At 69.9% G+C, this 26,428-nt stretch carries 27 protein-coding genes; 10 read left to right on the top strand and 17 right to left on the bottom strand.

The features are described 5' to 3' along the window. Positions 1 to 245 precede the first annotated feature (245 nt). The 11 genes from G4D85_RS46625 to G4D85_RS46575 form a co-directional block, all read right to left on the bottom strand. Complete coding sequence (locus tag G4D85_RS46625) at positions 246 to 1,442, bottom strand: hypothetical protein (protein WP_164021266.1); 1,197 nt, start codon at positions 1,440 to 1,442, stop codon at positions 246 to 248. After that, positions 1,439 to 2,008, bottom strand: coding sequence for a c-type cytochrome (locus G4D85_RS46620; protein WP_164021264.1), 570 nt, complete (start codon positions 2,006 to 2,008; stop codon positions 1,439 to 1,441). Before G4D85_RS46620 ends, G4D85_RS46625 begins: the two co-directional genes overlap by 4 nt. Beyond that, the gene (locus tag G4D85_RS46615; RefSeq protein ID WP_164021262.1) at positions 2,005 to 2,517 is read right to left on the bottom strand and encodes a DUF3341 domain-containing protein; all 513 of its coding nucleotides are present in this window, start codon (positions 2,515 to 2,517) and stop codon (positions 2,005 to 2,007) included. Before G4D85_RS46615 ends, G4D85_RS46620 begins: the two co-directional genes overlap by 4 nt. Continuing rightward, positions 2,514 to 3,986, bottom strand: coding sequence for an NrfD/PsrC family molybdoenzyme membrane anchor subunit (nrfD, locus tag G4D85_RS46610; protein WP_240359925.1), 1,473 nt, complete (start codon positions 3,984 to 3,986; stop codon positions 2,514 to 2,516). Before nrfD ends, G4D85_RS46615 begins: the two co-directional genes overlap by 4 nt. Next, on the bottom strand, positions 3,983 to 6,958 hold the full coding sequence (locus G4D85_RS46605) for a TAT-variant-translocated molybdopterin oxidoreductase (protein WP_164021260.1): 2,976 nt from the start codon (positions 6,956 to 6,958) through the stop codon (positions 3,983 to 3,985). The genes nrfD and G4D85_RS46605 overlap by 4 nt, the downstream gene beginning before the upstream one ends. An 11-nt stretch (positions 6,959 to 6,969) precedes the next feature. Then, the gene (locus tag G4D85_RS46600; RefSeq protein ID WP_164021258.1) at positions 6,970 to 7,602 is read right to left on the bottom strand and encodes a cytochrome c3 family protein; all 633 of its coding nucleotides are present in this window, start codon (positions 7,600 to 7,602) and stop codon (positions 6,970 to 6,972) included. A gap of 17 nt (positions 7,603 to 7,619) precedes the next feature. After that, positions 7,620 to 8,261, bottom strand: coding sequence for a respiratory nitrate reductase subunit gamma (locus G4D85_RS46595; protein WP_164021255.1), 642 nt, complete (start codon positions 8,259 to 8,261; stop codon positions 7,620 to 7,622). A 25-nt stretch (positions 8,262 to 8,286) separates the two neighbouring features. Beyond that, entirely contained in the window at positions 8,287 to 9,126 is an 840-nt protein-coding gene (locus G4D85_RS46590) for a c-type cytochrome (RefSeq protein ID WP_164021253.1), read from the bottom strand. 203 nt (positions 9,127 to 9,329) lie between these two features. Beyond that, complete coding sequence (locus G4D85_RS46585; RefSeq protein WP_164021251.1) at positions 9,330 to 9,728, bottom strand: hypothetical protein; 399 nt, start codon at positions 9,726 to 9,728, stop codon at positions 9,330 to 9,332. A gap of 63 nt (positions 9,729 to 9,791) precedes the next feature. After that, positions 9,792 to 10,925, bottom strand: coding sequence for a cytochrome-c peroxidase (locus G4D85_RS46580; protein ID WP_164021249.1), 1,134 nt, complete (start codon positions 10,923 to 10,925; stop codon positions 9,792 to 9,794). 251 nt (positions 10,926 to 11,176) lie between these two features. Next, entirely contained in the window at positions 11,177 to 11,977 is an 801-nt protein-coding gene (locus G4D85_RS46575) for a YfiM family protein (RefSeq protein ID WP_164021247.1), read from the bottom strand. A gap of 119 nt (positions 11,978 to 12,096) precedes the next feature. Between G4D85_RS46575 and G4D85_RS46570 the strand changes: the two genes are divergently transcribed. Then, entirely contained in the window at positions 12,097 to 13,200 is a 1,104-nt protein-coding gene (locus tag G4D85_RS46570; protein WP_338052953.1) for an acyltransferase family protein, read from the top strand. A gap of 18 nt (positions 13,201 to 13,218) precedes the next feature. On the opposite strand, the gene G4D85_RS46565 is transcribed toward G4D85_RS46570, so the two are convergent. Next, the gene (locus tag G4D85_RS46565) at positions 13,219 to 13,851 is read right to left on the bottom strand and encodes a response regulator (RefSeq protein WP_164021243.1); all 633 of its coding nucleotides are present in this window, start codon (positions 13,849 to 13,851) and stop codon (positions 13,219 to 13,221) included. Between the two features lie 326 nt (positions 13,852 to 14,177). On the opposite strand from G4D85_RS46565, the gene G4D85_RS46560 reads away from it, so the two are divergent. The 5 genes from G4D85_RS46560 (at position 14,178) to G4D85_RS46540 (ending at position 18,805) form a co-directional block, all read left to right on the top strand. Continuing rightward, positions 14,178 to 14,834 carry a hydrolase gene (locus G4D85_RS46560; RefSeq protein ID WP_164021241.1) on the top strand — a complete coding sequence of 219 codons (657 nt, stop codon included), beginning with the start codon at positions 14,178 to 14,180 and terminating at the stop codon, positions 14,832 to 14,834. Between the two features lie 93 nt (positions 14,835 to 14,927). Then, the gene (locus G4D85_RS46555; RefSeq protein ID WP_164021239.1) at positions 14,928 to 16,784 is read left to right on the top strand and encodes an amidohydrolase; all 1,857 of its coding nucleotides are present in this window, start codon (positions 14,928 to 14,930) and stop codon (positions 16,782 to 16,784) included. Further along, complete coding sequence (locus G4D85_RS46550; RefSeq protein WP_164021237.1) at positions 16,774 to 18,426, top strand: MFS transporter; 1,653 nt, start codon at positions 16,774 to 16,776, stop codon at positions 18,424 to 18,426. Before G4D85_RS46555 ends, G4D85_RS46550 begins: the two co-directional genes overlap by 11 nt. After that, positions 18,423 to 18,650 carry a DUF1427 family protein gene (locus tag G4D85_RS46545; RefSeq protein ID WP_164021235.1) on the top strand — a complete coding sequence of 76 codons (228 nt, stop codon included), beginning with the start codon at positions 18,423 to 18,425 and terminating at the stop codon, positions 18,648 to 18,650. Before G4D85_RS46550 ends, G4D85_RS46545 begins: the two co-directional genes overlap by 4 nt. Then, entirely contained in the window at positions 18,647 to 18,805 is a 159-nt protein-coding gene (locus G4D85_RS46540; protein ID WP_164021233.1) for a DUF1427 family protein, read from the top strand. The genes G4D85_RS46545 and G4D85_RS46540 overlap by 4 nt, the downstream gene beginning before the upstream one ends. 27 nt (positions 18,806 to 18,832) lie before the next feature. Here the strand turns inward: G4D85_RS46540 and G4D85_RS46535 are convergent, their stop codons facing one another. Together G4D85_RS46535 and G4D85_RS46530 are read right to left on the bottom strand one after the other, a co-directional pair. Further along, on the bottom strand, positions 18,833 to 19,387 hold the full coding sequence (locus G4D85_RS46535; protein ID WP_164021231.1) for an FxsA family protein: 555 nt from the start codon (positions 19,385 to 19,387) through the stop codon (positions 18,833 to 18,835). A gap of 55 nt (positions 19,388 to 19,442) precedes the next feature. Further along, entirely contained in the window at positions 19,443 to 19,961 is a 519-nt protein-coding gene (locus G4D85_RS46530; RefSeq protein WP_240359924.1) for a hypothetical protein, read from the bottom strand. Positions 19,962 to 20,002: 41 nt separating this feature from the next. On the opposite strand from G4D85_RS46530, the gene G4D85_RS46525 reads away from it, so the two are divergent. The 4 genes from G4D85_RS46525 to G4D85_RS46510 all read left to right on the top strand — a co-directional run bounded on the left by G4D85_RS46525 (position 20,003) and on the right by G4D85_RS46510 (position 23,619). Further along, positions 20,003 to 21,331: a class I SAM-dependent rRNA methyltransferase gene (locus tag G4D85_RS46525; protein ID WP_164021227.1), complete on the top strand. Its 1,329-nt coding sequence runs from the start codon at positions 20,003 to 20,005 to the stop codon at positions 21,329 to 21,331. A 49-nt stretch (positions 21,332 to 21,380) separates the two neighbouring features. Continuing rightward, positions 21,381 to 21,875 (top strand): YkgJ family cysteine cluster protein, encoded by a 495-nt coding sequence (locus G4D85_RS46520; RefSeq protein WP_164021224.1) that lies wholly within the window; start codon positions 21,381 to 21,383, stop codon positions 21,873 to 21,875. A 242-nt stretch (positions 21,876 to 22,117) separates the two neighbouring features. Beyond that, positions 22,118 to 22,501, top strand: coding sequence for a hypothetical protein (locus G4D85_RS46515; protein ID WP_164021223.1), 384 nt, complete (start codon positions 22,118 to 22,120; stop codon positions 22,499 to 22,501). Then, the gene (locus tag G4D85_RS46510; RefSeq protein WP_164021221.1) at positions 22,498 to 23,619 is read left to right on the top strand and encodes a glycerate kinase; all 1,122 of its coding nucleotides are present in this window, start codon (positions 22,498 to 22,500) and stop codon (positions 23,617 to 23,619) included. The genes G4D85_RS46515 and G4D85_RS46510 overlap by 4 nt, the downstream gene beginning before the upstream one ends. Before the next feature lie 9 nt (positions 23,620 to 23,628). Here G4D85_RS46510 and G4D85_RS46505 read toward each other — a convergent pair whose 3' ends face one another. From G4D85_RS46505 to G4D85_RS46495, 3 genes are all read right to left on the bottom strand, one after another. Further along, entirely contained in the window at positions 23,629 to 23,955 is a 327-nt protein-coding gene (locus G4D85_RS46505; protein WP_164021219.1) for a hypothetical protein, read from the bottom strand. A 338-nt stretch (positions 23,956 to 24,293) separates the two neighbouring features. Then, a complete protein-coding gene (locus tag G4D85_RS46500) occupies positions 24,294 to 25,136 on the bottom strand; it encodes a hypothetical protein (RefSeq protein ID WP_164021218.1) in 843 nt (280 codons plus the stop codon). 111 nt (positions 25,137 to 25,247) lie between these two features. Further along, on the bottom strand, positions 25,248 to 26,428 hold a 1,181-nt coding region (locus G4D85_RS46495; protein WP_420821758.1), incomplete at its 5' end, for a bacteriophage T4 gp5 trimerisation domain-containing protein.

Raw genomic sequence — 26,428 nt, 5'->3', positions numbered from 1 at the left:
CCAAGGTGAGCAGCCGTTACAGGGATGCCGAGCAGGCATTCCGGGCATGTCGAGCACCGATTCCGGGGATGCCGCGCACCCGCGGTGAGGGGTGGGGCTGAAGGGCTTCAACCCCGAGAGCACACCCGGGACAAAAAAGCGACGCCGCCCGCCGAGGAGGTCGGGCGGCGTCACCGCCGTGGCCACGGTGTCCAGTCACCTGGGCGGTGGAAGCCGCCCGGCAAGCTGTGGCCTCGGACATTCCCTTACGTATGGTGGTGCAGACTCTCCACGAGGTACGGGTCGCCCGCCGGAACCATGGGAGTCACCCGCACCGCCCGGGTCACCGCCAGCGTGAACAGCGCCCCCACGCCGACCAGACCCGCCAATTCATACACGCCGAACCCCGCCCCCTCCGGCATGTTCGCCGGAGCCACCATCAGGTGCAGGTCCAACCAGCGTCCCGCCAGGAGCACCGCGGCCACCCGCAGCAGATGCGAGGCACTCCGCTTCGCCGGGCGCGGCAGCAGCAGGACGAACGGCAGCGCCCAGTTGAGCACCAGGTTCAGATAGAACGGCACCTCCCACCCGCCATGCATCCGGGCGATGAAGTACACGGTCTCCTCCGGGATGTTCGCGTACCAGATGAGCAGGAACTGCGAGAACCACAGATAGGCCCAAAGGGTGGCGAAGCCAAACATCAGCTTGCCCAGGTCATGCAGGTGGCTGGAGTTGAGCTGAGGCAACGCACCCGCGCGGTGCAACAGAATCGCGGCCACGGTAATCGCACACACGCTGGAACTGAGCAGCCCCGCGACGTTGTAGAGCGCGTAGATGGTGCTGAACCAGTGCGGCTCCAGGCTCATCAACCAGTCGAACGCGGCCAGACAGAACGTCAAACCAAACACCACGAGGAACACCGCCGACACCGCGACATTGCGCGAAGTCAGGGCCTCCGTCCGCTCCGAGTCCTGCCGCAGCGAGTTGCGCCGCAGCATCCACGTGAAGCCCGTCCACAGCGCGAGCATCAGCACCATGCGTACGCCAAAGAACGGCACGTTGAGGAAGGCCACCTTCTTGTGCAGCAGGTGGTCCGTCTCCATCACGCCCGGCCGGGCCCACAGGTAGAGCTTCGGAGCGAACGGCACCAGCGCCAGCAGCGGCACCGCGCCCCACTGCACGTACGAAGCAAACGCCTCGGGAATCCGCTTGAACACGGTGAACCAGCCGGCGTTGGCCACGTACATCAACGCCAGGAACACCGCCCCGCCCAATCCCAGGCACAGGAACAGGAAGCCACTGGTGAGCAGACTGGACAGCGCCCGAGCCGGATGGAGCGCCACCCCCACCCCCAGCGTCCCCAGGCCCACCACGGCAGCCACCAGGGCCGCACGGCGAACACCCTGTCCCACCTCGAAGCCTCCGCTCGAAGCCGGAGGCACGTCATGCATGGGAGCGCTCATGGCACGTCCTTCCGCGCCGTCCGCGCGGGGTGCTGCAACGTCCGCAGGTAGTGGACAATCTTCCACCGGTCCTCCGGAGCCACCTGCGAGCCATGGGCCGGCATCAGCCCCTGTCCGTGGGTGATGATGTGGAACACCTGTCCATCCGGCAGCGCCTTCGCATGCTCCGCCAGCAGCGAGGGAGGCATGGGAAACCGCGCCGTCACCAGTCCGTCCCCCAGCCCACCGGCGCCATGGCACGGGGTGCAATAGCGCTGGAACGCCGTCTCCCCGCGAGCCAGCACCTCCGCCGAAGCCGGGTACGGGTTCTTGAAGTCCCGCCCTGCCCGGGCAGCCTCCTCCGGGCCCGAGGCCAGGTGCAGCGGCAGGTGCCCGCGAGGCACCGTGCCCTTCGCCGGCCCCAGCAGCGTCTTGCCATCCGGAGTGTTGGGATTGGGAGCGAAGCTGTCGTACGGCACAGAGGACACCATGTCCGGCGCGTACTCGTAGTTGGGCCGCGTCTCGTCCTGCTCGCAGCCCGCCAGGGCCAGCGCCAGCACGACCGCGCCAGGGAGTGCCTTCCTCATGACGCCACCTCCATCCGCGCCGTCTCCACGGCACCGTGCTGGCGCAACAACTCCTCCGCGGCGGCAGCCTCCGCGGGCGGCTCCAGCGCAATCGCGAACCGGTCATCCGTCACCCGAGGCAGTGCCACGCGGCGGTTGCCCGGGAAGAGCTTCACGCGCGCCAGGAACGAGCCCACGGTGATGAGCGCCGCGAACAGCACCGTCAACTCAAACGCCACGGGGACGAAGGCGGGGAACGAGTTGAACGGCTTGCCGCCCACGTTGAGGGGCCAGCTCACCACGCTGGTGTACAGCTCCAGCGCCAGAGCCAGCGAGCCACCCAGCAGCCCCGCGCCAAAGCACACCCAGGTGAGACGGCTGGAGCGCAGGCCCATGGCCTCATCCAGCCCGTGGACCGCGTAGGGCGTGTACACATCGTGCAGGGCGTAGCCAGCCTCGCGCAGGGCGCGGGTGGCGTGGACGACCTTCTCCTCGCTGTCGAAGTAGCCGACGAGAACGGGCGCGCTCATACGGTGACATCCTTTCGGGTGGCCAGGACCCGCGCCGGCTCCGCCGTGGGGAGTGACTCGGGCCCCGTCTCCACGGGCTTCCGGGCCCCGGCCGTGGGTGCCTCACCGTGTCCGCCTCGGGCGAACCCGAGCACGCTCTTCACCTCACCAATGGAGATGATGGGCAGCACGCGCACGAAGAGGAGGAACAGGGTGAAGAACAGGCCGAACGTGCCGATGAAGGTGCCCACCTCCACCATCGTCGGCGTGTACATGGACCAGCTGCTGGGCAGGAAGTCTCGGTGCAGGCTGGTGACGATGATGACGAAGCGCTCGAACCACATGCCCACGTTGATGACCAACGAGAGCACGAAGATTGCGGCGGGCGAGGTGCGAATCCGCTTGAACCAGAACAGGTGCGGCGACACGACGTTGCACGTCACCATGATCCAGTAGGCCCAGGCGTACGGCCCGAAGGCGCGGTTCATGAAGGCAAAGCGCTCGTAGGAGTTGCCCGAATACCAGGCGATGAAGACCTCCGTCCCGTACGCCAGCGACACGATTCCGCCGGTGACGATGATGACCTTCGTCATGTTCTCCAGGTGGCGGATGGTAATCAGGTGCTCGTAGCCCAGGACCACGCGGGTGATGATCATCAGCGTCAGCACCATGGCGAAGCCGCTGAACACCGCGCCCGCGACGAAGTACGGCGGGAAGATGGTGGTGTGCCAGCCGGGGATGACGGACGTGGCGAAGTCCATGGAGACGATGGTGTGGACGCTGAGCACCAACGGCGTGGCCAGGCCGGCGAGCAGCAGGTACACCGTCTCGTAGCGGCTCCACGTCCGGTGCGAGCCCGTCCACCCCAGTGACAGCACCTTGAAGACAGCCTTGCGCAGGCCGGCCTTCGCCCTGTCTCGCACGGTGGCTAGGTCGGGGATGAGGCCCACGTACCAGAACACCGCGGACACGGTGAAGTACGTGGAGATGGCGAACACGTCCCACAGCAGCGGCGAGCGGAAGTTCACCCACAGGCTGCCGCGGTCATTCGGATAGGGCAGCACCCAGAAGGCCAGCCAGGGGCGGCCCATGTGGATGACGGGAAAGAGGGCCGCGCAGAGGACCGCGAACAGCGTCATGGCCTCGGCGGCGCGGTTGATGCTGGTGCGCCACTTCTGCCGGAAGAGGAAGAGGATGGCGGAGATGAGCGTGCCGGCGTGGCCGATGCCCACCCAGAATACGAAGTTCGTGATGTCGAAGGCCCAGCCCACCGTCTTGTTGAGGCCCCACACGCCAATGCCGGTGCCCACCTGGTAGGCGACGATTCCGGCGCCGGTGCCCAGAATCGACACCGCCACCGCGAAGGCCGCCCACCACCTCCAGGTGGCCGGGCGCTCCATGGGCGCACAGATTTCCTCGGTGAGCTGGCCCAGGCTGCGCGCCTCGCTGACGAGCGGCACGCGCAGCGGAGACAGGTGCTGGTGGCTCATGTTTCGCTTCCCGACCCGGTGTTGCGGATCTTCGTGAGGTAGGTGATGGACGGCCCGATGTTCAGCTCCTCCAGCAGCCGGAAGGCGCGGCCGTCCTTCGAGAGCTTCGCCACCGCGCTGCCGGGGTCATTGATGTCCCCGAAGTGGAGGGCCTTCGCGGGGCAGCTCTGCTGGCAGGCCGTCTGGACGTCTCCGTCGCGCAGCGGACGGCCCTCACGGTGGGCGGTGGCCTTGGCCTCGGTGACGCGCTGCACGCACAGGGAGCACTTCTCCATGACGCCACGGCTGCGCACGACGACGTCCGGGTTGAGCACCATGCGCTCCAGCGGCTCGTCGTGCTTGTAGTCGAACCAGTTGAAGCGGCGGACCTTGGTGGGGCAGTTGTTGGCGCAGTACCGGGTGCCCACGCAGCGGTTGTAGACCTGCTGGTTGAGCCCCTCGCTGGAGTGCACCGTGGCGAGCACCGGGCACACCGTCTCGCACGGCGCATTCTCGCAGTGCTGGCACATCATCGGCTGGTGGACGACCTGGGGGTTGGCCTCGTCGCCCTCGTAGTAGCGGTCGATGCGCATCCAGTGCATCTCGCGCGAGCGCAGCACCTCGTCGCGCCCCACGCTGGGGATGTTGTTCTCCGCCTGGCAGGACACCACACAGGCCGAGCAGCCCGTGCAGGCGCTCAGGTCCACCGCCATGGCCCAGCGGTGGCCCTTGTACTCATGGCCGGACCAGATGGAGAGCGGGTGCGAGCCATTTCCGCCATGCGCCCCCTCCACCTCGTTGCCGGCGCGCGGGTTGGCCAGGAAGGCGGCCAGCTCGGCCTCACGCACGTGGGGGCGTCCTTCCAGCCGGTGGTACGTCTGGGTGAGCGCCAGCGGCTGCTGCTCGCCGGTGGCCTCCACCGTGACGCCCGGCACCGAGCGCCGCGCCTGTCCGTCCACCACCGCCGCCAGCGGGTAGCCGTTGACGCCGATGCCGTCGGCCACGCGGCCCGCCTTCGTGCGGCCATAGCCCACCGCCACGGCGATGACGGAGGGGTGCGTGCCCGCCTGGATGAGCACCGGTAGCGCCACCGTCTTCCCGCCCGCGCGCACCCGCACCACGTCGCCGTCGGAGAGGCCCAGCGCCTTCGCTCGAGCCGGAGCGATGCAGGCGGGGTTGCCCCACGTCGCCTTGGTGATGGGGTCCGGCACCTCCTGCAACCAGCCGTTGTTGGCGGGGGCGCCGTCGCGCACCGCCACGGAGGGGTACAGCACCAGCTCCCACTCCACGGAGGGCCGGGCCACACCGGCCAGCGCCTTCGCCAGCCCATCCTCGCGGAAGGCCGGAGCCGCCACGGCAGTCGCGGGCAGCCTCACCACGCCCCGGCGCACGGCCTCATCCCAGAAGGCGCCGAAGTCCACCGACACCGCACCAGCGAGGGGAAACACCTCCGCCTCCCAGCGAGCGCGCAGGAAGTCATGGTGCGAGGCAGGCCCCCCCGCCCACGCCAGCAGCGACTCCACCACCGCGCGAGTCTCATGCAGCGGAGCCACCGCTGGCTGACGCAGTGACAGCACGCCACGCCGAGGCTCCGAGTCTCCCCACGACTCCAGCGCCGTGGAGTCCGGCGCATGGAAACGCACCAGGGACGCCGTCTCGTCCAGCCTGTCGCTGGTGGCCACGGTGAGCGGCACGGCCTTGAGCAGCGCCTCCAGTTCCTCAACGCGAGGGTCCGCATAGGCAGGGTTGACGCCCAGGAAGAGCACCGCGCCCACCGCCCCGGCCCCCAGCTCCGCCAGCAGCGCACCGTACGTCAGCGCATCCGCATCCAGCGTCACGCCGTCCGCCACGGACACCGTGGTGCCCTCGTTGCCGAGCAGCGCGTTGGCCGTGCTGGCCAGCACCTGCGCGGCCACCTCGTCCCCGCCCGCCACCACGAGCGCCCTGCCCCGCTGCGCCCACAGCGCGTCCGCCAACTCCTCCAGCGCGGCCTCCTCCAGCGCCGGAGCGGGCAGCGACGCCACCGTCGGCACCGTGCGGCCCGCCTTCACCGCCAGCCGCCGCACCAGGTCCGCCAGGGCGGGCGTCACATCGGACGGAGCCACCAGGAAGCGTCGGTCCGCGGCGGCGCCGGTGAGCGTCAGCGCCGGCTCCACCTGGAAGTGCCGCGCCATCTCCCGCTTGCCGGCCGCGTCGCGCGCCTCGGTGTACTGGCGGGTGAAGGCCACGGGAGACACCCAGGTGCCCAGGAAGTCCGCGCCGAAGCTGGCGATGACCTTCGCCTGGTCGAAGCGGTAGTCCGGCACCACGCGCACGCCGTGGGTGACGAGGTGGGCGTCGCCAATCGCCGACAGCTCGCCCAGCGGCTCGTAGCGCACCGTGCGCGCCGTGGGGTACGCGGAGAGGAAGCGCTTCACCGCGGCCTCGGCGGTGGGGCCCATCACCCAGGGCAGCACCACGCGGATGGCCCTGCCCGTCTCGGCGGCCTCACGCAGCCCCGCCGTCACCACGCCGTCCAGCGTCGCCCACGCGGTGCGCTGGCGGGCCGAGGTGGGGAAGCGGGCGCGACTGGCGTCATAGAGGGACAGGACGGACGCCTGGCCCACCGAGCACACACCGCCGCGCGAGACGGGGTGCTCGTCGTTGCCCTCCACCTTGATGGGGCGGCCGTCGCGCGTCTTCAGCAGCAGGCCGCACTGGGCGCTGCACCCGTTGCAGGTGGACGCGTACCAGAGCGCCGTACCCGGAGTGACTTCGTCCGGCCGGGCCACGTAGGGGATGACCTTCTGCACGGGCGCGCGCTGGCAGGCCACCATCGCGGCGGCGGCGCTCAGGCCCATCACCTTGAAGAAGTCGCGGCGGCTGCTCGCATCGGGAGGCGAGGCGGCCACGCCCACCGGCAGCTCGTCGGCGAACTCGTTCCGCGTCTGCTCGGGCAGCTCGCCCGCGCGCTCGGCCAGGCTCTGCCAGTACTTGGGAAGGGAGTCGGACATGGAAGAGGTCCTCAGCGGTGACAGCTGGAGCAGTCCGTGGGGGGCTGCAGGATTCGGGGAGCCTTCAGCGGCTCGGGCGGGGGCGCCCGGGTTGACATGGCGAGCAGCTCGCCGGAGCGGGGAGCGGAAGGCGGCGGCGAGGACACCTGCTCCGCCGCCGTCTTGCGGTGGCAGTCCAGGCACCAGCCCATCGTCATCGGCTGCGTCTGCTCCACGCGCACCATCTCCTGCACCGGGCCGTGGCACGTCTGGCACTTCAGCCCCGCGGTGACGTGGCTGGCGTGGTTGAAGTACGCGTGGTCCGGCAGACGGTGGATGCGCACCCACTCAATCGGCCGATTCGCCGCGACGGCCTCGACGACCTTCTGCACTTCGGGCGAGTCCTTCTTCACCTGCGTGTGGCAGTTCAGGCACACGCTGGAGGAGGGCACGCCGGCATGGCGGCTCTTCTCCGCGCCCACGTGGCAGTACTGGCAGTCCAGCTCGTACTGGCCGGCGTGGACCGCGTGGGAGAAGGCCACGGGCTGCTCGGGCATGTAGCCCTGCTGGGTGTTCACCGGGCCGCTGCACCCGGCCAGGGCGAGGGCCAGCAGCGTCCCTGCTGCGAAGGTGCGGCGGGGCAACTGAATCGAAGCGTCGTTCATGGCAGTCAGGCCGCGCGTCAGCGGGCGGTCTCCTCCCGGGGCGTGGAGAGGAGCGTCGACTCGGAGGCCGGTGGCACCAGAGCCAGGGCGGCGCCCTTGCGAGCGCGGACGAAGGGCGCCACCGTCAGCAGCGCGAAGGCGGACAGCGTGTGCGCCTGGATGACGAGGGGCGCCCGGGCCATCAGCGTCGCGTCCGGCTGGAAGGCCAGCACCGAGCGCAGGTACGGCACCGTGAGGTGGAGGTACCAGGCCGAGCCCCAGCGCAGCGCCACGGCGATGTGCAGGCCGGTGAGCACCTGCGCCAGCAGCAGGCCGAGGAAGCCAGCCAGCACCCACTGCCCTTCCCGCGCGCGGCGCAGGGTGAGGCTCAGCAGGCCCCAGCCCAGCAGCATGCCGCCGATGAGGCTCACCGCCTCCAGGGTGAAGAGGCGCGCCGGGGACGCGTTGAAGGCCTGCATCACCCGGGGCGCGGCCAGCCCCAGCAGGTGGTTGAGGGCCACGGTGGCGCCGCCCGCCAGCACGGCGCGGCCCGCGGGCGTCCAGGGCTCGCGGTGGGCCCGGGCCGGCTCGCGCGCCGTCGTCACGCGGCGCACGGTGCCCGCGAAGGCCACGACGGCCGCCGCATAGGGAACGAAGGAGAAGAAGAAGGAGTCGCTCACGGAAGTCCTCGCACGCGCGGCGTCGTCAGGAGTCGTGCGGGTCCTTCCCGCGCGGTCCCCAGACGAGTCCGATGAAGCCCAGCGCCGTGAGCAGCCCGACGACGCCGAGGAAGAAGAAGTCCCTGTCCTGGCGCGGCCTGCTGCCGTCGCGGGACACGTCCGCGAGGTAGGCCTTCACGGCGTACTGCTCCTCCTCCGTGAGGGGCGCCTTCGCGTACAGCTCGCGCATCAGCGGCGTGTCCAGCTTCGCCAGGAAGGGCGTCATGTGGCGGTCGCCCAGGCGCGCGAAGGAGAAGGTGAGGTTGGGGCCCAGCGTGCCGCCACCGGCCACGCCCAGCCCGCGCACGTCGTGGCAGCCGAAGCACGCGGGGCCACCCTGGGCGAGGGCCTCGGTGCCCTCGAAGAGCTGGCGTCCCCGGGCAATCTCCTCCGGCGTGGCGTCCGTCCCCGGCTTCGCCGTCGGAGAGGGCTTGCAGCTCCCCTTCCCCTTCGCGGTGCATTCGCGGAAGAAGGCGTAGAGGCCGGCGCGCTCCTCCTCGGAGAGCGCCTGGTCTGGCATCCGGACGCCGTTGAACTGCTTCAGCAGCGCGGCGGCGACGGGGTCTCCCGCGTCGATGACCGCGCCCGGGCTCTGGAGGAAGCGGGTGACCCAGGCCTCGTCACGGCGCTCCAGCACGCCGTGCAGGTCCGGGCCCACGCGGTCGCCCTCGCCCACGGAGTGGCAGGACGCGCAGCGCTGGGTGAAGAGCTTCGCGCCGTGCGAGGCGCCTTGAGCCAGCGCGGCCGGCGCCACCAGCACGGCCAGGAGCTGAATGACGGGAGCGAGCCCGCGCGAGCAGCGACCACCCAGGGCTTGAGTCCGCATTGCTGCGTGCCCCTCCTCGAAGGGAGGCCGGGCTCATTGCCCGGCACGAGGAGCGCGACTGCAATGAGGGGGCCAGGATGCTCGCTTGCCAACATGCGAGCGGACACCCCGACAGCACGGTGAGGCCAGCGCAGCTTTTGCGCCGTGAGGCCCGCGCGAGCGCAGCATTTTCCCGGGTGGGAGTGCGCTCGCGCGAAGCCGGGCTACAGCGCGGTGGTGGTGAAGACGCCTCGGCCGATGGCCATGATGCCGCCGATGATGAAGACGATGGCCAGGCCCACGCCCACCAGGGGCAGCACGAAGTTCGGCTGGGGGCGGCGGCGGTTGACGGACATCGACACCTGCGCGGTGACGGCCGCGAGCACCATCATCACGATGTGGCCGATGAGCGCGGGGTAGTAGAAGCGCGTCACCAGCACGAGGATGCCCAGCAGCACCTGCAGGTGCAGCAGCCCCGCGAAGGAGGCGCCGAGGATGCGCCCGCCCTTGTCGAAGGGCCGCTTCGTGACGAGCCCGAAGGCGAAATAGGCGAGGGCCAGCACCCCGGCGAGCAGCACCAGGTAGCGCAGCCCGGAGTGGGCGTAGAAGAACATTCGGTCCATGGCCTCGCTGCTTAGCAACGCGCGGGGCGCCACGCACGTTTCACGCGCGTTTCATGGAACGGCTCAGGACGGGTCCGGCTTGGGCGTCTTCTTCGTGCTGGGCGGCAGCGGCGGCGCGGTGATGAGCTCCGGGGCGGGCAGCTCGCCGGTGAGGCTCTTGAGGAAGGCGACCAGGTCGTCCACCTCGGGGTCCGTCAGCGTCCGCGCCAACTGGTGCTTCGCCATCAGCCGCACCATGGTGGGCAACTCCGTCACGCTGCCGTCGTGGAGGTACGGGCCCGTCTTGTCGACGTTGAGGAGGGTGGGCACGCGGAACTTGCCCCGGTCGTCCTCGTTCTTCGTGGCGTCGAAGCGGCCGTTGTCCTTGAGGCCCGGGAAGTCCTCCACGAGGCCCAGCTTCTGGAAGGACGTGCCGCCCACGGCCGGGCCGTTGTGGCACGTGGTGCAGCCGGTGCTGGCGAAGAGCTGGAGGCCGCGCTGCTCCTGCGCGGAGAGCGCGTCGTGCTGGCCGGACACGTACTGGCTGAAGCGCGAGGGGGTGGTGAGCTTGCGCTCGAAGGCGGCGATGGCGCGCGCGGCGTTGGCCAGCGACACCGGCTTCTTCTCGCCGGGGAAGGCCTCGCGGAAGCGGGTGGTGTACTCGGGGATGGAGGCCAGCGTGGCCACGACGCGCTTCTCGTCGGGCATGGCCATCTCCACGGGGTTGAGGATGGGGCCCTCGGCCTGCGCCTCCAGCGTGTCCGCGCGCCCGTCCCAGAACTGCGCGATGTGGCCGGCGGCGTTGTACACGGTGGGCGAGTTGCGGCTGCCCTTCTGCCCCTTGTGCCCGTCGGACAGCGCCTTGTTGTCCACACCGAACGTGTCCAGGCCGTGGCAGGTGTTGCAGGACACGTCGTGGTTCTTCGACAGGCGCGGCTCGAAGTAGAGCATGCGCCCCAGCGCGACCTGGGCCTCGGTGTCCTTCGGCGCGGGCTTCGCGTCCTTCGCCGGGGGGAGCGGCAGGAAGAAGTGGCCGAGCTGCTCGGGCGTCAGCGGCTTCCGCGCGGTCGGCTTCACCTCGGCGGGGGCGACGGCGACGGGAGCCGGCGCGGACACGGGAGCGGGCTCCACGGGCTTCGGCGAACGCTCACACGCGGGCAGCGCGGTGGCGCCCAGGGCGGTGAGGGAGAGGAGCGAGAGCAACCGGGTTCGGAGCATGGGGAGGGCCCTCCGCGGAGTCCAGAGCAGGGACGGGCCTGCACGGTAACAGCAGTGATGCAGGAGGCGTTCCGCGTCATGTGGACGCACCCTCATGCCGACTTTCCGCACCCATCAGCACACCCGTCCCTCTGGGCGCTCCCCTGCCCGCCCGGCACACGAACGTGTGGGCAGGGCCTGCGAGCGCGCGGGCGCGCGGCTACCTCCCACTGCCAGGCGCCTTGCCCGGCCCGACGGTGCTGCAGCCGCCCTCAGCGGGTGCGCAGCGGGGCATCACTCGGGAGGGGCGGCACGAGCGACTCCCAGACGGAGGAGGATGGATGCGGGACGAAGGCAGCAGTGGACAGGCGGAGGAGGTGGAGGTGCTCGTCTGCCGCAAGTGCCTCATGCGCGGAGGCGCGCGAGGCGGAGGGATGGACCTGCCCCGCTGGCTCCAGGGTGCGTTCGCCGAGCGGGGCCTGTCCGAGCAGGTCCGCGTCCTGCCCACCGGCTGCATGAACCAGTGCCCGCGAGGCCAGGTCACCGTGCTCGTCACCAGCGGCGACGGCCGGGGCGGCGCCATGGTGACGGTGGACCCGCGCCTCCAGCGGGAGAAGCTGGTGCAGCTCGTCGAGCGCAAGGCGCGAGGCACCGCTGCTCCGCCCGCCGAGGACGACCGGGGCCACGGCCCGTAGCTCCACGGCCGGAGAGGCGGGCGCCTCACGCCCGAAGATGAAGTGGTCCACCAGGAACGCCAGGCCCAGCCCGGTCGCCGTCCCCGCCGCGTCCCACACCAGGTCCTTCGTGGAGAAGCCCGTCCCGCCGCTCCGCGAGTCATACAGCTCCTTGCCCAGCCCGGCGCCCATGGCGAGCCCCGCGCCCGTGAGCCACCGCGCCGCGGGCGCCTCGAAGACGAGCGCGCCCGCGCCATAGCCGCCCGCCGCCAGGACGGTGCAGGCGGCGAAGTGCTTCGCCTTGTCCTCCCCCAGCCACTCATCCCCGGACGCGCCCAGGGAGGGAAAGCCAGACAGGATGAGCAGGAGCACCAGGACGCGGCGAGGGAGCAGACGCATACCCAGACATGTAGCACCCCACGACCCGTCTGGGAGGCCCGCCTCGGAGTGAAGCCACTCCCCCTCGTTTTGTGCGTTTTCGAGACGCCGCCCGCACATCGTCCTATGCTCCGGGTCGCGTGAAACGACTCGGCCCCTCGTTCACCTTCGAGAAGCAACCCACCCGCCACCCCGGACTCGATGGGGCGCGCGGGCTGGCCGTTCTTGCCATGGTGATGGGGCACACGCTGGACGCGCTGCTGACGCCCGCGGCGCGCGCGCTACCCTGGGTGCAGCACTACTGGGCCTTCCGGGGAGTCACCGCGCCGCTGTTCCTGCTGGTGAGCGGCTGGGCGGTGGTGGCGGCGCTGGGGACGAAGCCCACGGCGGCCCGGGACACGTATGGCCGCCGGGTGCGCCGGGCGCTGCTGCTGATCTTCCTGGGCTACCTGCTGCACTGGCCGGGCTGGGGCGCGGTGCGAGACCTGGGGTGGACGGAGCGGATGCTGACGCACGTCTTCGCCTTCGACGCGCTCCAGTGCATCGGCTTCGCGCTGCTGCTGGGCTCCACGCTGCTGGCGCTGGCGCCGGTCCGCTGGGGCCGAGCGGGCGTGCTGGTGGCGCTGGCGGTGGGCATCCCCCTGGCGAGCGCGGCCCTGTGGCGCCTGGGCAGCGGGCTGCCGGGCCCCCTCCAGCAATTCATCGGAAGCGCCGAGGGCAGCCGCTTCCCCTTCTTCCCGTGGGCGGGCTTCTTCTTCGCGGGCGCGCTGGCCGCGCATGCGCTGCACCTGCTGCGTCCGGGCTGGCCTCAGGGCCTGGCGCTGCTGGCGCTGGGGGCCGGGCTGCTCGCGCTGACGCGGACCGTGCCGTCCGACTGGAGCCCCACCAGCCCATGGATGGTGGCGTACCGCGTGGGCCAGGGGCTCATGGTGCTGGGCGCGGTGAGCCTGGCGCCGAGGCGACTGAGCGGGCTGCTGGCGCCCTTCGGCCGTCTGTCGTTGTGGGTCTACGTGCTGCACCTGCCGGTCGTCTATGGCTGGGCTGACATCGCGGGCCTGGCGAGCCGCGTCGGTCCCACGCTGAGCGTCCCCGCCGCGGTGGGCGTGGGCGTGGCCCTGCTGGTGACCTGCTCGCTGGTGGCCAAGGTGGGTCAGTGGCTCAGCGCGCAGGCGCGTCCCTGGCGCGCGGGCTCCACCACGCTGGCCGCCAGCGTGGGCAGCGCGCGCGTCGGCACCCGCGTCTGAGCGCGCGGCCCCCCCGCCTCAGATGTCGATGATGCCCCGCTTCAGCGCGACCACCACCGCGTGCGTCCTGTCCCTGGCGCCGAGCTTGGTCAGGACGTTCTTCATGTGCGTCTTCACCGTCTCCTCGGAGATGCCCATCCGGACGGCGACCTCCTTGTTGGCGTTACCGGCGGCGACGAGACTCAGCACGGCGCACTCCCGAGCCGTCAGCTCCCCGTCCGCCACGTGCTCGGCCAGCTCGCTGGCGACGTCCGCGGCGATGCGGCGGCGCCCCGCGTGCACGCCGCGAATCGTCTCCACCAGTTCCTTGCGCAGCATGCTCTTGAGCAGATAGCCGGACGCGCCGGCCTTGATGGCGCGCAGCGCCTGCGCGTCGCCCCGGTAGGTCGTCAGGACGATGATTCGCGCGGTGGGGAACTCCGCGCGGATGGCGGCAATCGCGTCGATGCCTCCCATCGTCGGCATCCGCACGTCCATCAGCGTGACGTCGGGCCGCAGCTCACGGAAGGCCTGGACGGCCTGGATGCCGTTCTCCGCCTCGGCGACCACTGCCAGGTCCGCGTGGCAGCCAATCATGGCCGCGAGCCCCTCGCGCACCATCGGATGGTCGTCGGCCACCAGGATGCGAATGGGTGAGTCCGTGGAACGCATCGCTCAGCGACCTCCTCCAGCGTCCAGGAAGCCTGCTGGAGACGCGGCCCCGCCGGCATCCCCCGAACAGGTGAGAAGGGCTCCCCAACCGGGTGCTCTTCCCCTGCACCAGTCGCTGGCCTGTTCGGGCGCAACAGCTCTTCTCCCTGTTCCCCGGCCAGGTCCTCCCCCATTTGGGGGAGGGATTCCTCGCGCTTCCGAGGGTTTTTTCGCCAGGCCCCACGGCCGTACTGTGCTTGCGGTGGACGGAACGCCTGGGCCGCGAACACGGCCCTCCCCTCTGCTGGAGGCGTCCACCACACCCTCCTCACGAAAGAGAGACCACGATGCCCAAGGCAAGCCCGACCCCGGGAAAGGGACTCCTGTCGCCCGGCGACCACGCGCTCATCCTCATCGACCACCAGTCGCAGATGGCGTTCGCCACGAAGTCCATCGACCTCGCGCTGCTGCGCAACAACACCGCGCTGGTCGCCAAGGGCGCCGCCGGCTTCGGCGTTTCCACCCTGCTGACCACGGTCGCCGAGAAGAGCTTCTCGGGGCCGCTGTTCCCTGAGCTCACCGCGGTGTTCCCCAACGCGAAGGTCCGCGACCGCACGACGATGAATGCCTGGGAGGACTCGCTGGTCATCGAGGAGGTCAACGCCTTCGGGAAGGACAAGATTGTCCTCGCCGGGCTCTGGACGGGCGTTTGCATCGTCGGTCCCGCGCTGTCGGCCCTCGACCAGGGCTTCAAGGTGTACGTCATCACCGACGCCTGCGGCGACGTGTCCGACGAGGCGCACGAGCGCGCGGTGCAGCGCATGGTCCAGGCCGGCGCGGTGCCGATGACCAGCGTGCAGTACCTGCTCGAGCTGCAGCGCGACTGGGCCCGGAGCGCCACGTACGCCCTGACGACCGGCATCGCCGCCACCCACGCTGGCGGCTACGGCCTTGGCATCCAGTACGCCAAGACGATGTTCGGCGGCTCCGAAGGCGGTCACTGACGTCCCGCTGGGAAGCCATGGCCTCGGGTCCGCGTCACCGGGCCCGAGGCCCCTGTCGCGAAGCAAGGCAGCACCGATGAACGGAGAGCACCGATGGCCGACCTGATTGTACGCAATGCCCACATCACCACGCTGGACCGGGACCACCCGGAGGCCCGGGCCCTGGCCGTCGCGAACGGCGCCCTGGTCGCGGTGGGTGACGAGGCCTCGGTGATGCAGCACGCCACGCCGGGCACGCGCATCATCGATGCCGGTGGCCGGCGGCTCGTCCCCGGCCTCAACGACAGCCACATCCACCTGATTCGCGGGGGCCTGAACTACAACCTGGAGCTGCGCTGGGACGGGGTGCGCACGCTGGCGGACGCCATGGCGCTGCTGAAGGCGCAGGTGGCGAGGACGCCGGCGCCGCAGTGGGTCCGCGTGGTGGGAGGCTTCACCGAGCACCAGTTCGCCGAGAAGCGCCTGCCCACGCTCCAGGAGCTCAACGAGGCCGCGCCGGAGACGCCCGTCTTCATCCTGCACCTGTATGACCGTGCGCTCCTGAACCGCGCCGCGCTGCGCGCCGTCGGCTATGGCAAGGACACTCCGGACCCGCCGGGTGGGCAGCTGGAGCGGGACAAGGCGGGCAACCCCACCGGCCTGCTGCTGGCCCGGCCGAACGCGCTCATCCTGTACGCGACGCTGGCGATGGGGCCCAAGCTGCCGCCGGAGTACCAGCTCAACTCCACCCGCCACTTCATGCGCGAGCTGAACCGGCTGGGCGTCACCTCGGTCATCGACGCGGGGGGTGGCTTCCAGAACTACCCGGAGGACTACGACATCATCCAGAAGCTGCATGCCGCCGGGGAGCTGACGGTGCGCATCGCCTACAACCTCTTCACCCAGAAGAAGGGCGGAGAGCTCGCGGACTTCGAGCGCTGGTCCCGGCTGCTGACGCCGCGCCAGGGTGACGACATGCTCCGCCACAACGGCGCGGGCGAGATGCTGGTCTTCTCCGCGGCGGACTTCGAGGACTTCCGCGAGCCCCGCCCTGAGCTGCCCAAGGGGATGGAGGGTGAGCTGGAGGACGTGGTGCGCCTGCTCGCGAGCAACCGCTGGCCTTTCCGCATCCACGCCACCTACGACGAGAGCATCAGCCGCGTGCTGGACGTCTACGAGAAGGTGAACCGCGAGGTGCCCTTCGACGGGCTGCACTGGCTCATCGACCACGCGGAGACCATCTCCGCGCGCAACATCGACCGCATTCGCGCCCTGCAGGGCGGCATCGCCATCCAGCACCGCATGGCGTACCAGGGTGAATACTTCGCGGAGCGCTACGGCGCGAAGGCGCTCGCGCACACGCCGCCGGTGCGCCGGATGCTGGACGCGGGCGTGCCCGTGGGTGCCGGCACCGACGCGACGCGGGTGGCCAGCTACAACCCCTGGGTGTCGCTGTACTGGCTCGTCAGCGGCCGGACGGTGGGCGGACTGCCGATGTACGGCGACGACAACCGCCTGGAGCGTGAAGAGGCGCTGCGGCTGTGGACGCACGGCAGCGCCTGGTTCTCGCATGAGCAGGACCGCAAGGGCCTGCTGAAGCCGGGCCACCACGCAGACTTCGCGCTGCTGTCCTCGGACTTCTTCAGCGTGCCCGAGGAAGCCATCAAGGACATCACCAGCGTGCTGACGGTGGTGGGCGGACGGGTGGTGCACGGCACCGGAGACTTCGGCCCGCTCGCCCCCGTGTTGCCCGGGCCCATGCCGGACTGGTCTCCGGTGAGCCACTTCGGAGGCTACCAGGGCGGCACCCTTGCCCAGGCCAGTCGCGAGCTCGCCAGCACGCCGGGACACACCCACAAGGCGTCCTGTCGCGTGCCCGGCCATGGCCACGCGGCGCCGCGCGCCAGGCCCGACGGCGGCGGCCTGTTCAGCTTCTGGGGCGAGCTGGGATGTGCGTGCCATGCCTTCTGACGGCTCCGTGGGCACGCTCGCCCCCCCTGCTCCGGCGACGAGCGCCTGGGCACCGCTGGGTCATCCCACCTTCCGAGCGCTCTGGCTGGCCGTCCTCGCCAGCAACATCGGCACGTGGGTCCAGGACGTCGCCGCCGCCTGGTACATGTCGGAGCAGACCGGCTCACCGCTGATGGTCGCCGCGGCGCAGGCCGCGACGACGCTCCCCGTCGTGGCCTTCGCCCTCGTGGCGGGCACGCTGGCGGACATCGTCGACCGTCGGCGCTACTTGATTGGCGTGCAGCTCTGGATGCTCGCCGTGGCCACGGTGCTCACCGTCCTGGCCCACACCGGCCGGCTCGAGGCGGGCTCGCTGCTGGTGCTCACCTTCGCGCTCGGCGCGGGCGCGGCGATGGGAATGCCGGCGCAGGCGGCCATCACCGCGGACCTCGTCCCCCGCCCGATGCTGGCCCCGGCGGTGGCGCTGCACTCCATCGGCATGAACATCGCGCGCTCCATCGGCCCCGCGCTGGGCGGACTCATCGTCGCGAACTTCGGCGCGCCCTGGGCGTTCTCCGTGAATGCGCTGTCGTTCCTCGGCCTGGTGGTCGTCCTGTGGCGCTGGCGCCAGCAGAAGGCCGTCGCCACCCTTCCCTCCGAGTCCTTCGGCGGCGCGCTCCGCGCCGGGCTGCGCTATGCGGCGGCCGCCAGCGACTTCCGCTCGGTGCTGCTCAAGGCGGCCTGCTTCTTCATCTTCGCCAGCGCCCTGCCCGCGCTGCTGGCCATCGTCGTCCGTCAGCAGCTCTCCGCGGGGGCGGGGGCCTATGGCCTCCTGCTGGCCTTCATCGGCTCGGGGGCCGTCGCGGGCGCCATCGCCCTGCCGGGGCTGCGCAAGCGGCTGGACGTCGACAAGCTGGTGCTGGGCGCGACGCTCCTCTACGCCCTGACGATGCTGACGGTGGCGACGGTCCGCGACCTGCGCATCCTGTGTCCGGCGATGCTGGCCAACGGGGTGTCGTGGATTGTCGTGCTGTCCTCCCTGCAGACAGCGGCCCAGGTCTCGGTGCCCGCGTGGGTGCGGGCCCGCGCGCTGTCGCTCTACATCGTCGTCTTCTCGGCGGGCATGGCGGGCGGCAGCCTGCTCTGGGGCGCGCTCGCGCAGCAGGCGGGCACGAGCTTCGCGCTGACGGTGGCGGCGGCGTCAGCGGTGCTCGCGGGACTCTTCTCGCTGCGCTTCCGGCTGAGCGCGGCCATGGGGCGGGACACCACTCCGTCCGGACACTGGCAGCGCCCCGACGTGGCCGGCGACGTCGCCCCGGACGGGGGCCCCGTGCTGGTGACGGTGGAGTACCTCATCGACCCGGCGGCTCGCGGCGACTTCCTCCACCACGTGCACCTGCTCGGAAGCACCCGCCGTCGCGACGGCGCGGTGCAGTGGGGAGTGATGGAGGACGCGGCCACCCCGGGACGCTTCCTCGAGTACTTCCTCGTCGACTCCTGGCTGGAGCATCTCCGCCAGCACGAGCGCGTCACGAACGAGGAGAAGCGGCTTCAGGAAGCGCTGCGGGCCCTGCACCGTGACGCGCAGCCGCCGTCCGTCCGCCACTTCGTCACTGCCGAGCCCTCAACACCTCGCATCGTCACCCTGGAGGAGCCTTCTTGAACCTGAAACTGTTGATTGGCCTGTTGCTCGGTCTGGGCATCGGCTTTGGCTGCCGCTGGCTGGGCATTCCCGCGCCCGCGCCGCCGCTGCTCGTGGGTGCGCTCCTCGTGGTCGCGATGACGAGCGGCTACGTGGTCGCCGACCAGGTGCTGGCGAAGCGTCCTGCCCACAGCCGCGCCGACTGTGGCGGCCCCACCGGAGAGACCCGGGAGACGCGCGCATGATGATGGCCATGGTAGGACTCGTCCTGGCACTGGGCATCGGCGCTGGCTGCCGCCTGCTCGACATCCCCTTGCCGGCGCCGCCGAAGCTGCAGGGCGCGCTGCTCGTCCTGGCGATGACCGTCGGCTTCGTGGCTGGCGACTATCTGCTGCGCTGAAGTCCGGAAGACGGCCGCGAGCACGCCTCAATGCCGCGGCTTGTCCTCGGTGAACTCCGCGTCCACCTCGGCCTGCGTGCGGCCCTCGCGCGAAGGCGTCCCGGGCCCCGCGTCGAAGGTGCCTCCAGCGAACGGGCCACCGAACGGCCCGTCTCCGCGCGTCCCCTGGAACCCACCGAACCCGCCGAAGCCCACGGTGGTGACGCGCACGGAGCCCTCCCGCACCTTGCGCTCCAGCGAGCGCCGCAGCCGCGCGGCCACGAAGCGGCGCGTGGGGGGAATCAACAGCAGCAGCCCCACCACGTCCGTGAAGACGCCGGGCGCGACGAGCAGCGCGCCGCCCACCAGCACCAGCGCCCCGCTGAGGATGCCGTCCTCGGGCACCTGCCCCCGGGCCATGGACTCGCGCCAGCTCCGCATCACCCGCGCGCCCTCTCGCCGGGCAAGCGAGGCACCGACCAGCCCCGTCAGCAGCACCATGGCGAGGGTGGGCATGAATCCCACCTCCCGGCCAATGGCCAGGAGCAGGTACAGCTCGATGAAGGGCACCACGGTGAAGGCGAGCAGGAGGTACTTGAACACGCCTCCAACCTAACGCGGCGGGGGGTACCCGTGCCGGACAACCGGCCCGGGGCGCCTACTCGCCGTTCAGCTGCCCCATCAGCGAGTCCACCAGGAGATACAGGAAGAAGAAGGCGGCGATGGCGATGAGGACGAAGCGCCCCGACGGCTGGAACGCCTTCGGCTCCTGGGACAGCGCCCCGTAGCTCCCCGCGCTCATCGCCTCGGGCATGCCGGCCACGTCGGCCGCGTAGCGCACGGTGCGCAGGTACTGCTCCACCACCACGCCGTCATCCCTGGCGCTCAGCGAGCGGCCGAGCTGCGGGTCCACCAGTCGCGCCCCGGCCGCCTCGGCCAGGGTCGCCGCGGCCTCCACCACCTCGCGCATCAGGTCCGGCCGGTCCGACAGCGGCACGCGCAGCTCGGTGGCCACCACCTTGCCGCCTTCGCGCAAGTCGCCCACCTCCACGTCGCCGTTCAGGAGGTGCCACACGCGCACCCCGTCCGGACGGGCGGCCACCCGCCGCTCGGCCAGGAGGGCATCCACCCGCGCCGCCTCGTAGGGCGTGCCCGGAGTCATTGTCTGGAGGAGCAACTCGTATCTCACGCGGGTTGCGAGTATACGCCGCGAACGCCATGCCCACCTCCCCCAAGCCCCCGAATCCCCACCGCGGTGGGAGGCCCTCCTCCCCTTCCCAGGGCGGTGGTAGGCCCTCCTCCCCGTCCCAGGGCCGCGGCCGCCCTCACGGCCGTCCGGAGAAGGTCGCCCCGGACCGCACCACGCCGGACATCGCCCCCGACGGCCTCCCCCAGGTGTCCCTGGTCCGCCGCGGTGTCGAGCGCTGGCAGGCCGGCCACCCGTGGATCTACCGCGCGGACCTCAACGGCGACCCGGGCCTCGCGGGTGGCGAGGTGGTGCGCGTCACCGACAGCCGTGGCTGGTTCCTCGGCAAGGCCTTCTATTCGAAGCAGTCCAAGATTTCGCTGCGCTGGCTCACCTTCGAGGACGTGGCGGTGGACGAGGACTTCTTCCGCCAGCGCCTCCTGGCCGCGGACGAGCTCCGCCGCCGCGCGCTGCCAGGGGAGAAGACGTACCGCCTCGTCCACGGCGAGGCGGACGGGATTCCGGGCCTCGTGGTGGACCGCTACGGCGACTACCTCAGCATCCAGTTCCTCGTGCCCGCCACGGAGCAGCGCAAGGCGCTCTTCGTGGACCTGCTGGAGGCGCAGTTCCACCCGAAGGGCATCATCAACCGCTCGGACGTGAACGTGCGCAACCTGGAGGGGCTCACCCCCGAGAAGGGCCTGCTGCGCGGCGAGCTGCCCGGCCCGGTGTCCTTCGACGAGGGCCTCGTGCGCATGCGCGCGGACCTGCTCGAGGGCCAGAAGACGGGCGCCTTCCTGGACCAGCGGGAGAACCACGTCATGGCGGCGCACTACGCCCATGGCGAGGCGCTGGACTGCTTCGCCTACGTGGGCGGCTTCGCGCTCCAGCTCGCCACGCGCGCGAAGACGGTGACGGCGATTGAAATCTCCGAGTCCGCGGCCGCCCAGCTGCGGGAGAACGCCGCCTCCAACAAGCTCTCCAACCTGGACGTGGTGGTGGCCAACGCCTTCGACTTCCTCCGCGACGCGGTGGACGACGGCAAGCACTTCGACACCATCGTCCTGGACCCGCCGTCCTTCGCGAAGAACAAGGACGCCATCGCCGCCGCGCTGCGCGGATACAAGGAAATCAACCTCCGGGCCCTGCAGCTGTTGCGGCCCGGCGGCATCCTCATCAGCGCGAGCTGCACGTACCACGTGGACGAGCAGGCCTTCGAGGACATGCTCGCCTCGGCGGCGGCGGACGCGAAGCGGCGGGTGCAGATCATCGAGCGGCGCGGCGCGGGCAGGGACCACCCGGTGCTGCTGAACCTCCGCGAGACGCGCTACCTCAAGTGCTTCGTGCTCCGCGTGCTCTGAGGCAGCCGCCCCGGCCCCCTGGCACAGGAAACGAGAGAGCCGAGCTGACATGCCGACGCGGGACTGGGACGAGCAGGACGACGACGCGCCAGCGGGAGGCACCCGGGAGCGGGAGCGCGCGCTGAAGGAGGTGCGCACCGTCTACCGCCAGGCCGACGCGGCGTACGCGCCCTACTCGTGTCCCGCCAGCGGCGAGTGCTGCCAGCTCGCCACCACGGGCCGCCAGCCCTGGCTGTGGCAGCCGGAGTGGGAGCTGCTGGCCCGGGGCCGCCCGCTGCCTCCACCGCGCGAGGACGGGGGCTGCCCCTACCTGGACGCGGCGGGCAAGCGCTGCACGGTGTACGCGGACCGGCCCTTCGGCTGCCGCACCTTCTTCTGCGAGCGCATCCGCGGCCCCGCGCGCCAGCCGGCGGAGACGGTGGGCTCGCTGCTGGAGCGCCTGGAGCGCATCTCCCAGCGCGTGGCCCCCGCCCTGAAGGCACCCCGTCCCCTGCTCGAGTGGCACGCCGAGGCCCGCGCCTCCACGCCGCCGGAAGAGGAGTGACGAGGCCTCGGCGGTGCGCCTGCCCGCACCGCCAGCGCATGAACGAGCAGTGTGTGAGCAGGACGCGCGGGGAGCGCAATCGCGAGCGTCGGACGCGGGCGCGAATGACCCATGCCTCGGTCGAACTCCAGGCAATACAGCAAACCCGGAATACCTGTATCAGGAGTGTGTCGAACCGCGGATCAGGATGCTGGGGGGAGTGATACACCGGAGTCCGTACCTCGGCAGGAGAACGAAGGACGATGAGGGCGGCAGGGAAGCGTCGGTGGCTCATCGTGGCGGTGGCGGTGGCCGGCGTCCTCGGCGGTTGCCGGGGCGCGAATGGGGCCGTCGTCAACGCGCTCATCAACACCAGCCTCGCCATGGGCAGCGCCGCCGCGCAGCGCGCCGCGGGAGGCTGCTACGCCGTCTGTCCGGTGGGCACCGCGTGTGATGAGGCGACGGGCTACTGCCTGCCCCTGCCCTGTCGAGACCGCTGCCGCTCGGACGAGCGCTGCGTGCAGCTCGGGCGGGAAGAGCGGTGCGAGGCCCTGGCCCTTCCCGAAGGTGGACTGGACGTGAACCCCGCCTCGCCTCCCGCCCCGTCGTCGGACGCCCCCAGGAAGGCCCCGGTACCCTCGCCGTGATTTCCCCCCGCTGGCTCGTCGCACCCCAGGAATTCAAGGGCACGCTGACCTCCGCCCAGGCCGCCGAGGCCATGGCGAAGGGCATTCGCGAGTCCTCACCGGAAGTGGTGCTGGACGTCGCGCCGCTGGCGGACGGCGGCCCCGGCACGGTGGACGCGCTGCTGTCAGGCACTCGCGGCGAGCGCCGCAAGCAGGTGGTGCGCGGGCCGCTGGGCGCGCCCGTGGAGGCCAGCTGGGCGCTGCTGGACGACGGGCGCACCGCGGTGGTGGAGATGGCCGCCGCCTCCGGCCTGTCGCTGCTTCCCCCCGAGGCGCGCGACGCGCGCCTGGCCACCACGTACGGCACGGGCGAGCTGATGCGCGCGGCGCTGGACTCGGGCTGCGAGCGCCTCATCGTCGGCCTGGGTGGCAGCGCGACGACGGACGCCGGCACCGGCGCGCTGGCCGCGCTGGGCTACCGCTTCCTGGACGCGCGGGGCCAGCCGCTGCCCCCGGGAGGCGCGGCGCTCGCCGGGCTCGTCCAGGTGGACGCGAGCAGCCGCCACCCCCGGCTGGGCACGGTGGAGCTGCTGGGCGCCACGGACGTCACCTCGCCCCTGCTGGGAGCGGATGGCGCCGCGCGCCTCTTCGGCCCGCAGAAGGGCGCGGACGCGGCGGTGGTGGCGGAGCTGGAAGCGGCGCTGGCACATGCGGCGACGGTGATGGGCGCGCAGTCGGCGGGCTGGCCCGGCACGGGCGCGGCGGGAGGCTTCGGCTTCGGGCTGGTGTCGCTCGCGGGCGCCAGGCTCGTGCCCGGCTACGAGGTGGTGTCGCGGGCGCTGGGCCTGGAGCGGCGCGTGCTCATGGCGGACGTGGTGCTCACGGGCGAGGGCCGCTTCGACCGGCAGACGTCCATGGGCAAGGGTCCCGGCGGGCTGGCGCGGCTGGCCCGCGAGCACGGCACGCCGGTGGTGCTCTTCGCCGGCTGCGTGGACCGCCGGGACGGGCTGGAGCTGGACCTCTTCACCGAGGTGGTGGAGCTGGCCGCCTCGCAGGCCCGGCCGGAGGACCCGCCCTCGAAGCTGCTCTGCGAGGCCGCGGCGCGCTGGGCTGCGGCGCGACTCAAGGGCGGACGGTAGCGCGGGCCGTCACGGCGACCCGGCAGCCTGCTGCCGCGCGGCGCGCCGCTTCGTCCCCATCATCCACCCGAGGAAGAAGCCGAGCGCGGCGTAGAGGAACCAGTTGAGGAACAGCAGGGCCATGTTCACGTCCGTGGACAGCGTGCCTATGCTTCCCGAGGGCACCGGCGCGCCGTTGTGCTTCAACTGGGTGAGCACACTCACGCCAATGGCCCACGGCGCGTAGAAGAAGAACTTGAACAGCGGGTTGTCCCCGGACCACAGCATGAACGGGAGGGCCATCACGTCGACGGCGAGCGCGAGCAGCGCCCCCACCACTCCCAGCACCCACCTCACAGCTCTCGCGCCTTGGGTTCGAAGCCCATGCTCAAGGTGACGCGCACTCCGGCAGGTCCCGGTGCGCCTGACTGTCGGTCGTCGGCTACACGAAATAGCCATCGCTGATCCACTTTAGGTGCCTCCAAACTGCCGAACTCCCGCTCCCAGAGGCACCACTCGGAACTGCGCAGGAACGGCCTCTCGCATAGCAAACCAGGAAGAACGCTGAAGCACTGAGCAGGTGGAGCAGGCGGCTGCCGACGAGGCATCCTTCAGGGACGGCGCGTACGGCGTGACGGCTCAGCCATGGCCGACATTTCAATCCTCGTTCAGCACCCGGACATTCCGGCCGTCCCCTATTTCTTCCACATGCCGTACTTTGCCAGAGAATCATCTCCGACAGGGTTCTTGAGCTTATCTGTGTTTACAAACTTGTACTGAACCACATTCTTTTTATACGGCATCTTCACGTGGGTCACCATTACCTGATGCACCGTATGGTTCTCTGCGGCCCAGAGCGCCCCCCTCAAGACCATGAAGTTGTCATAACTTGCGGAATTGTCTGTACTGCCAAAGACAGGAATCCCGTCTCCATACTTCATGCCAGTTACGACCGTCTGCGAGATAGCCGCATTCACGACTCCTATCGACTCAAGCTTGGACTTGTACGTATCTACAGAGAAGGGAATCTGTCCGACAGCATCGGTCCAATAGGGAGTCCCCTCCATGTTGACAAGCAAATATCCATCCCCCCCCTTGGAGTGAGCCTTCCAATCCCCTGTTCCGCCGGGAACAAAACTTATCGGCCATCGGTCTTCGATAGCGAAGGAAACTATCTCCTTCCAGGAGAAATGCTTGTAGGCGTGGAATGGCTCCGTCCCTTGCTTCTGGCCGTCTGGATGTCTCCAGAGCAGTTTCCGGTAGCCATTTGCAAGAGGCTCAAACCACTGAACCTTCTCTTGATAGAGCTGTTGCGTCGTGATGATTCGGAAGGACGTTTCGTTAGTGACTGGACGCACCGCAAACAAGGGAATTTTCTTCTCCTTGGTGGTGATGAGCCAAACCCGTGGCGTCTGGATTTTCTTGGGTTCATCCGTTGGCTTCGCTTTGAGCGTTGCCCCCAGGTCAAGCACCGTCTTATTCTTATCCGTTTTAAAGACATAGTCTGTTCCATCAATCTTGATGATTGTTTCAATCATGGGGCCCTCCCAACCAGAATGTGGAACAAGCCCTGTTGTTGAAACAGGGCAAGACACTGAAAAAAGACTTGCTGCGCAAACCAGCCTGCAGTCCCGAAAAGTGCCGATTGCTCACAGAAGCCTCAATGAAACCTCTTTGTCCTCATCCACCTGAATAGGTATTGTCTTGCCGTCTTTGTCGGTAAGGCCGCGAGCGAGGACCTCTCCGTCCTTGCTGACAATTTCGTACGGACAGAAAGCCAGGGGCGCACCAGAGTCCTCCACTGCCAAGCTCAGACTGGCCCCGGAAGAATAGATGGGATCTACCTCGGAGAGTTTCGCGGCTTCCTCGACCTTGATGGACTTGCCCGGTACCGATCCAGCCGCGAGTTTCTGGACCTTTGCGCCCTTGAACTTGATGTCAGAGCCATCCAGCGTGAGCTTCTTCGCATTGAGTTGGACCTTACCGGACTTCTCGACACGAAGAATCAGTTGGTCGTTGACAACCAGCGACAGCGCGTCCGCTTTGAGCTCGAACTTATTGGCGAGCCATGCAGCGCCCTCCTTGACGCCCAAGTGCGTCTTACTGCCAACGTCTTCCTTCAGGTCCTTGCCTATGGTGATGGACACGCCCGCGCCCACATCCGCCTGCCAGTCCCCGTTCACCTTGGCCTGCTTGTCCTTAGCAACCGTCTCCTGACGCGACATGCCGACCCACTCGCTGTGCAAAGCACCGATTTCAAGACCCCTCGCCCCGCCCGTGGCCTCGTTCAAGGCCAGCGCCACGTTGACGCTGTAGGCCCCGCCAATGGTGGTGGCCTTCGCCAGCGTCACGTTCTCCATCGCCCCCTGGGAGATGAAGCTGGTGATGTTCTTGCTCACCGTCATCGACTGGTTGCCCTCGACGGCCTCGTCGTGGCTGCCCTTCGTCGTGGTGTCCCGGTTCTTCTGCACCAGCAGCGTCTGGTTCCCCTCCACCACGCCCACGTCGTCCATCTCGACGCGCAGCTCCTGGTTCCCCTCCACCGTGCGCTTGCGGTCCTTCTTCACCAGCAGGTCCTCGTACGCGCGCACCAGCTGGTCCTTGTCATTCTCCGTGAGCAGATCCTCGTCCTTCTGCGCGTGGGTGAAGACCTCCTCCTCGCCCGCAGAGTCCTCAATCCGCACCTCGTTGAAGCCGTTGCTACCCAGGCTGGAGGCGCTCTTGCGCGTGGACTTCGTCTTCTCGTCCGGCAGCGCGTACGGCACCGTATTCGTGCCGTTGTAGACGGCCCCCGCCACCAGCGGCCGGTCCGGGTCTCCCTCCAGGAAGC

Origin of the sequence: Pyxidicoccus trucidator (assembly GCF_010894435.1) — a bacterium.
Lineage (GTDB): Bacteria > Myxococcota > Myxococcia > Myxococcales > Myxococcaceae > Myxococcus > Myxococcus trucidator.
This window is presented reverse-complemented; position numbering and strand designations above follow the sequence as displayed.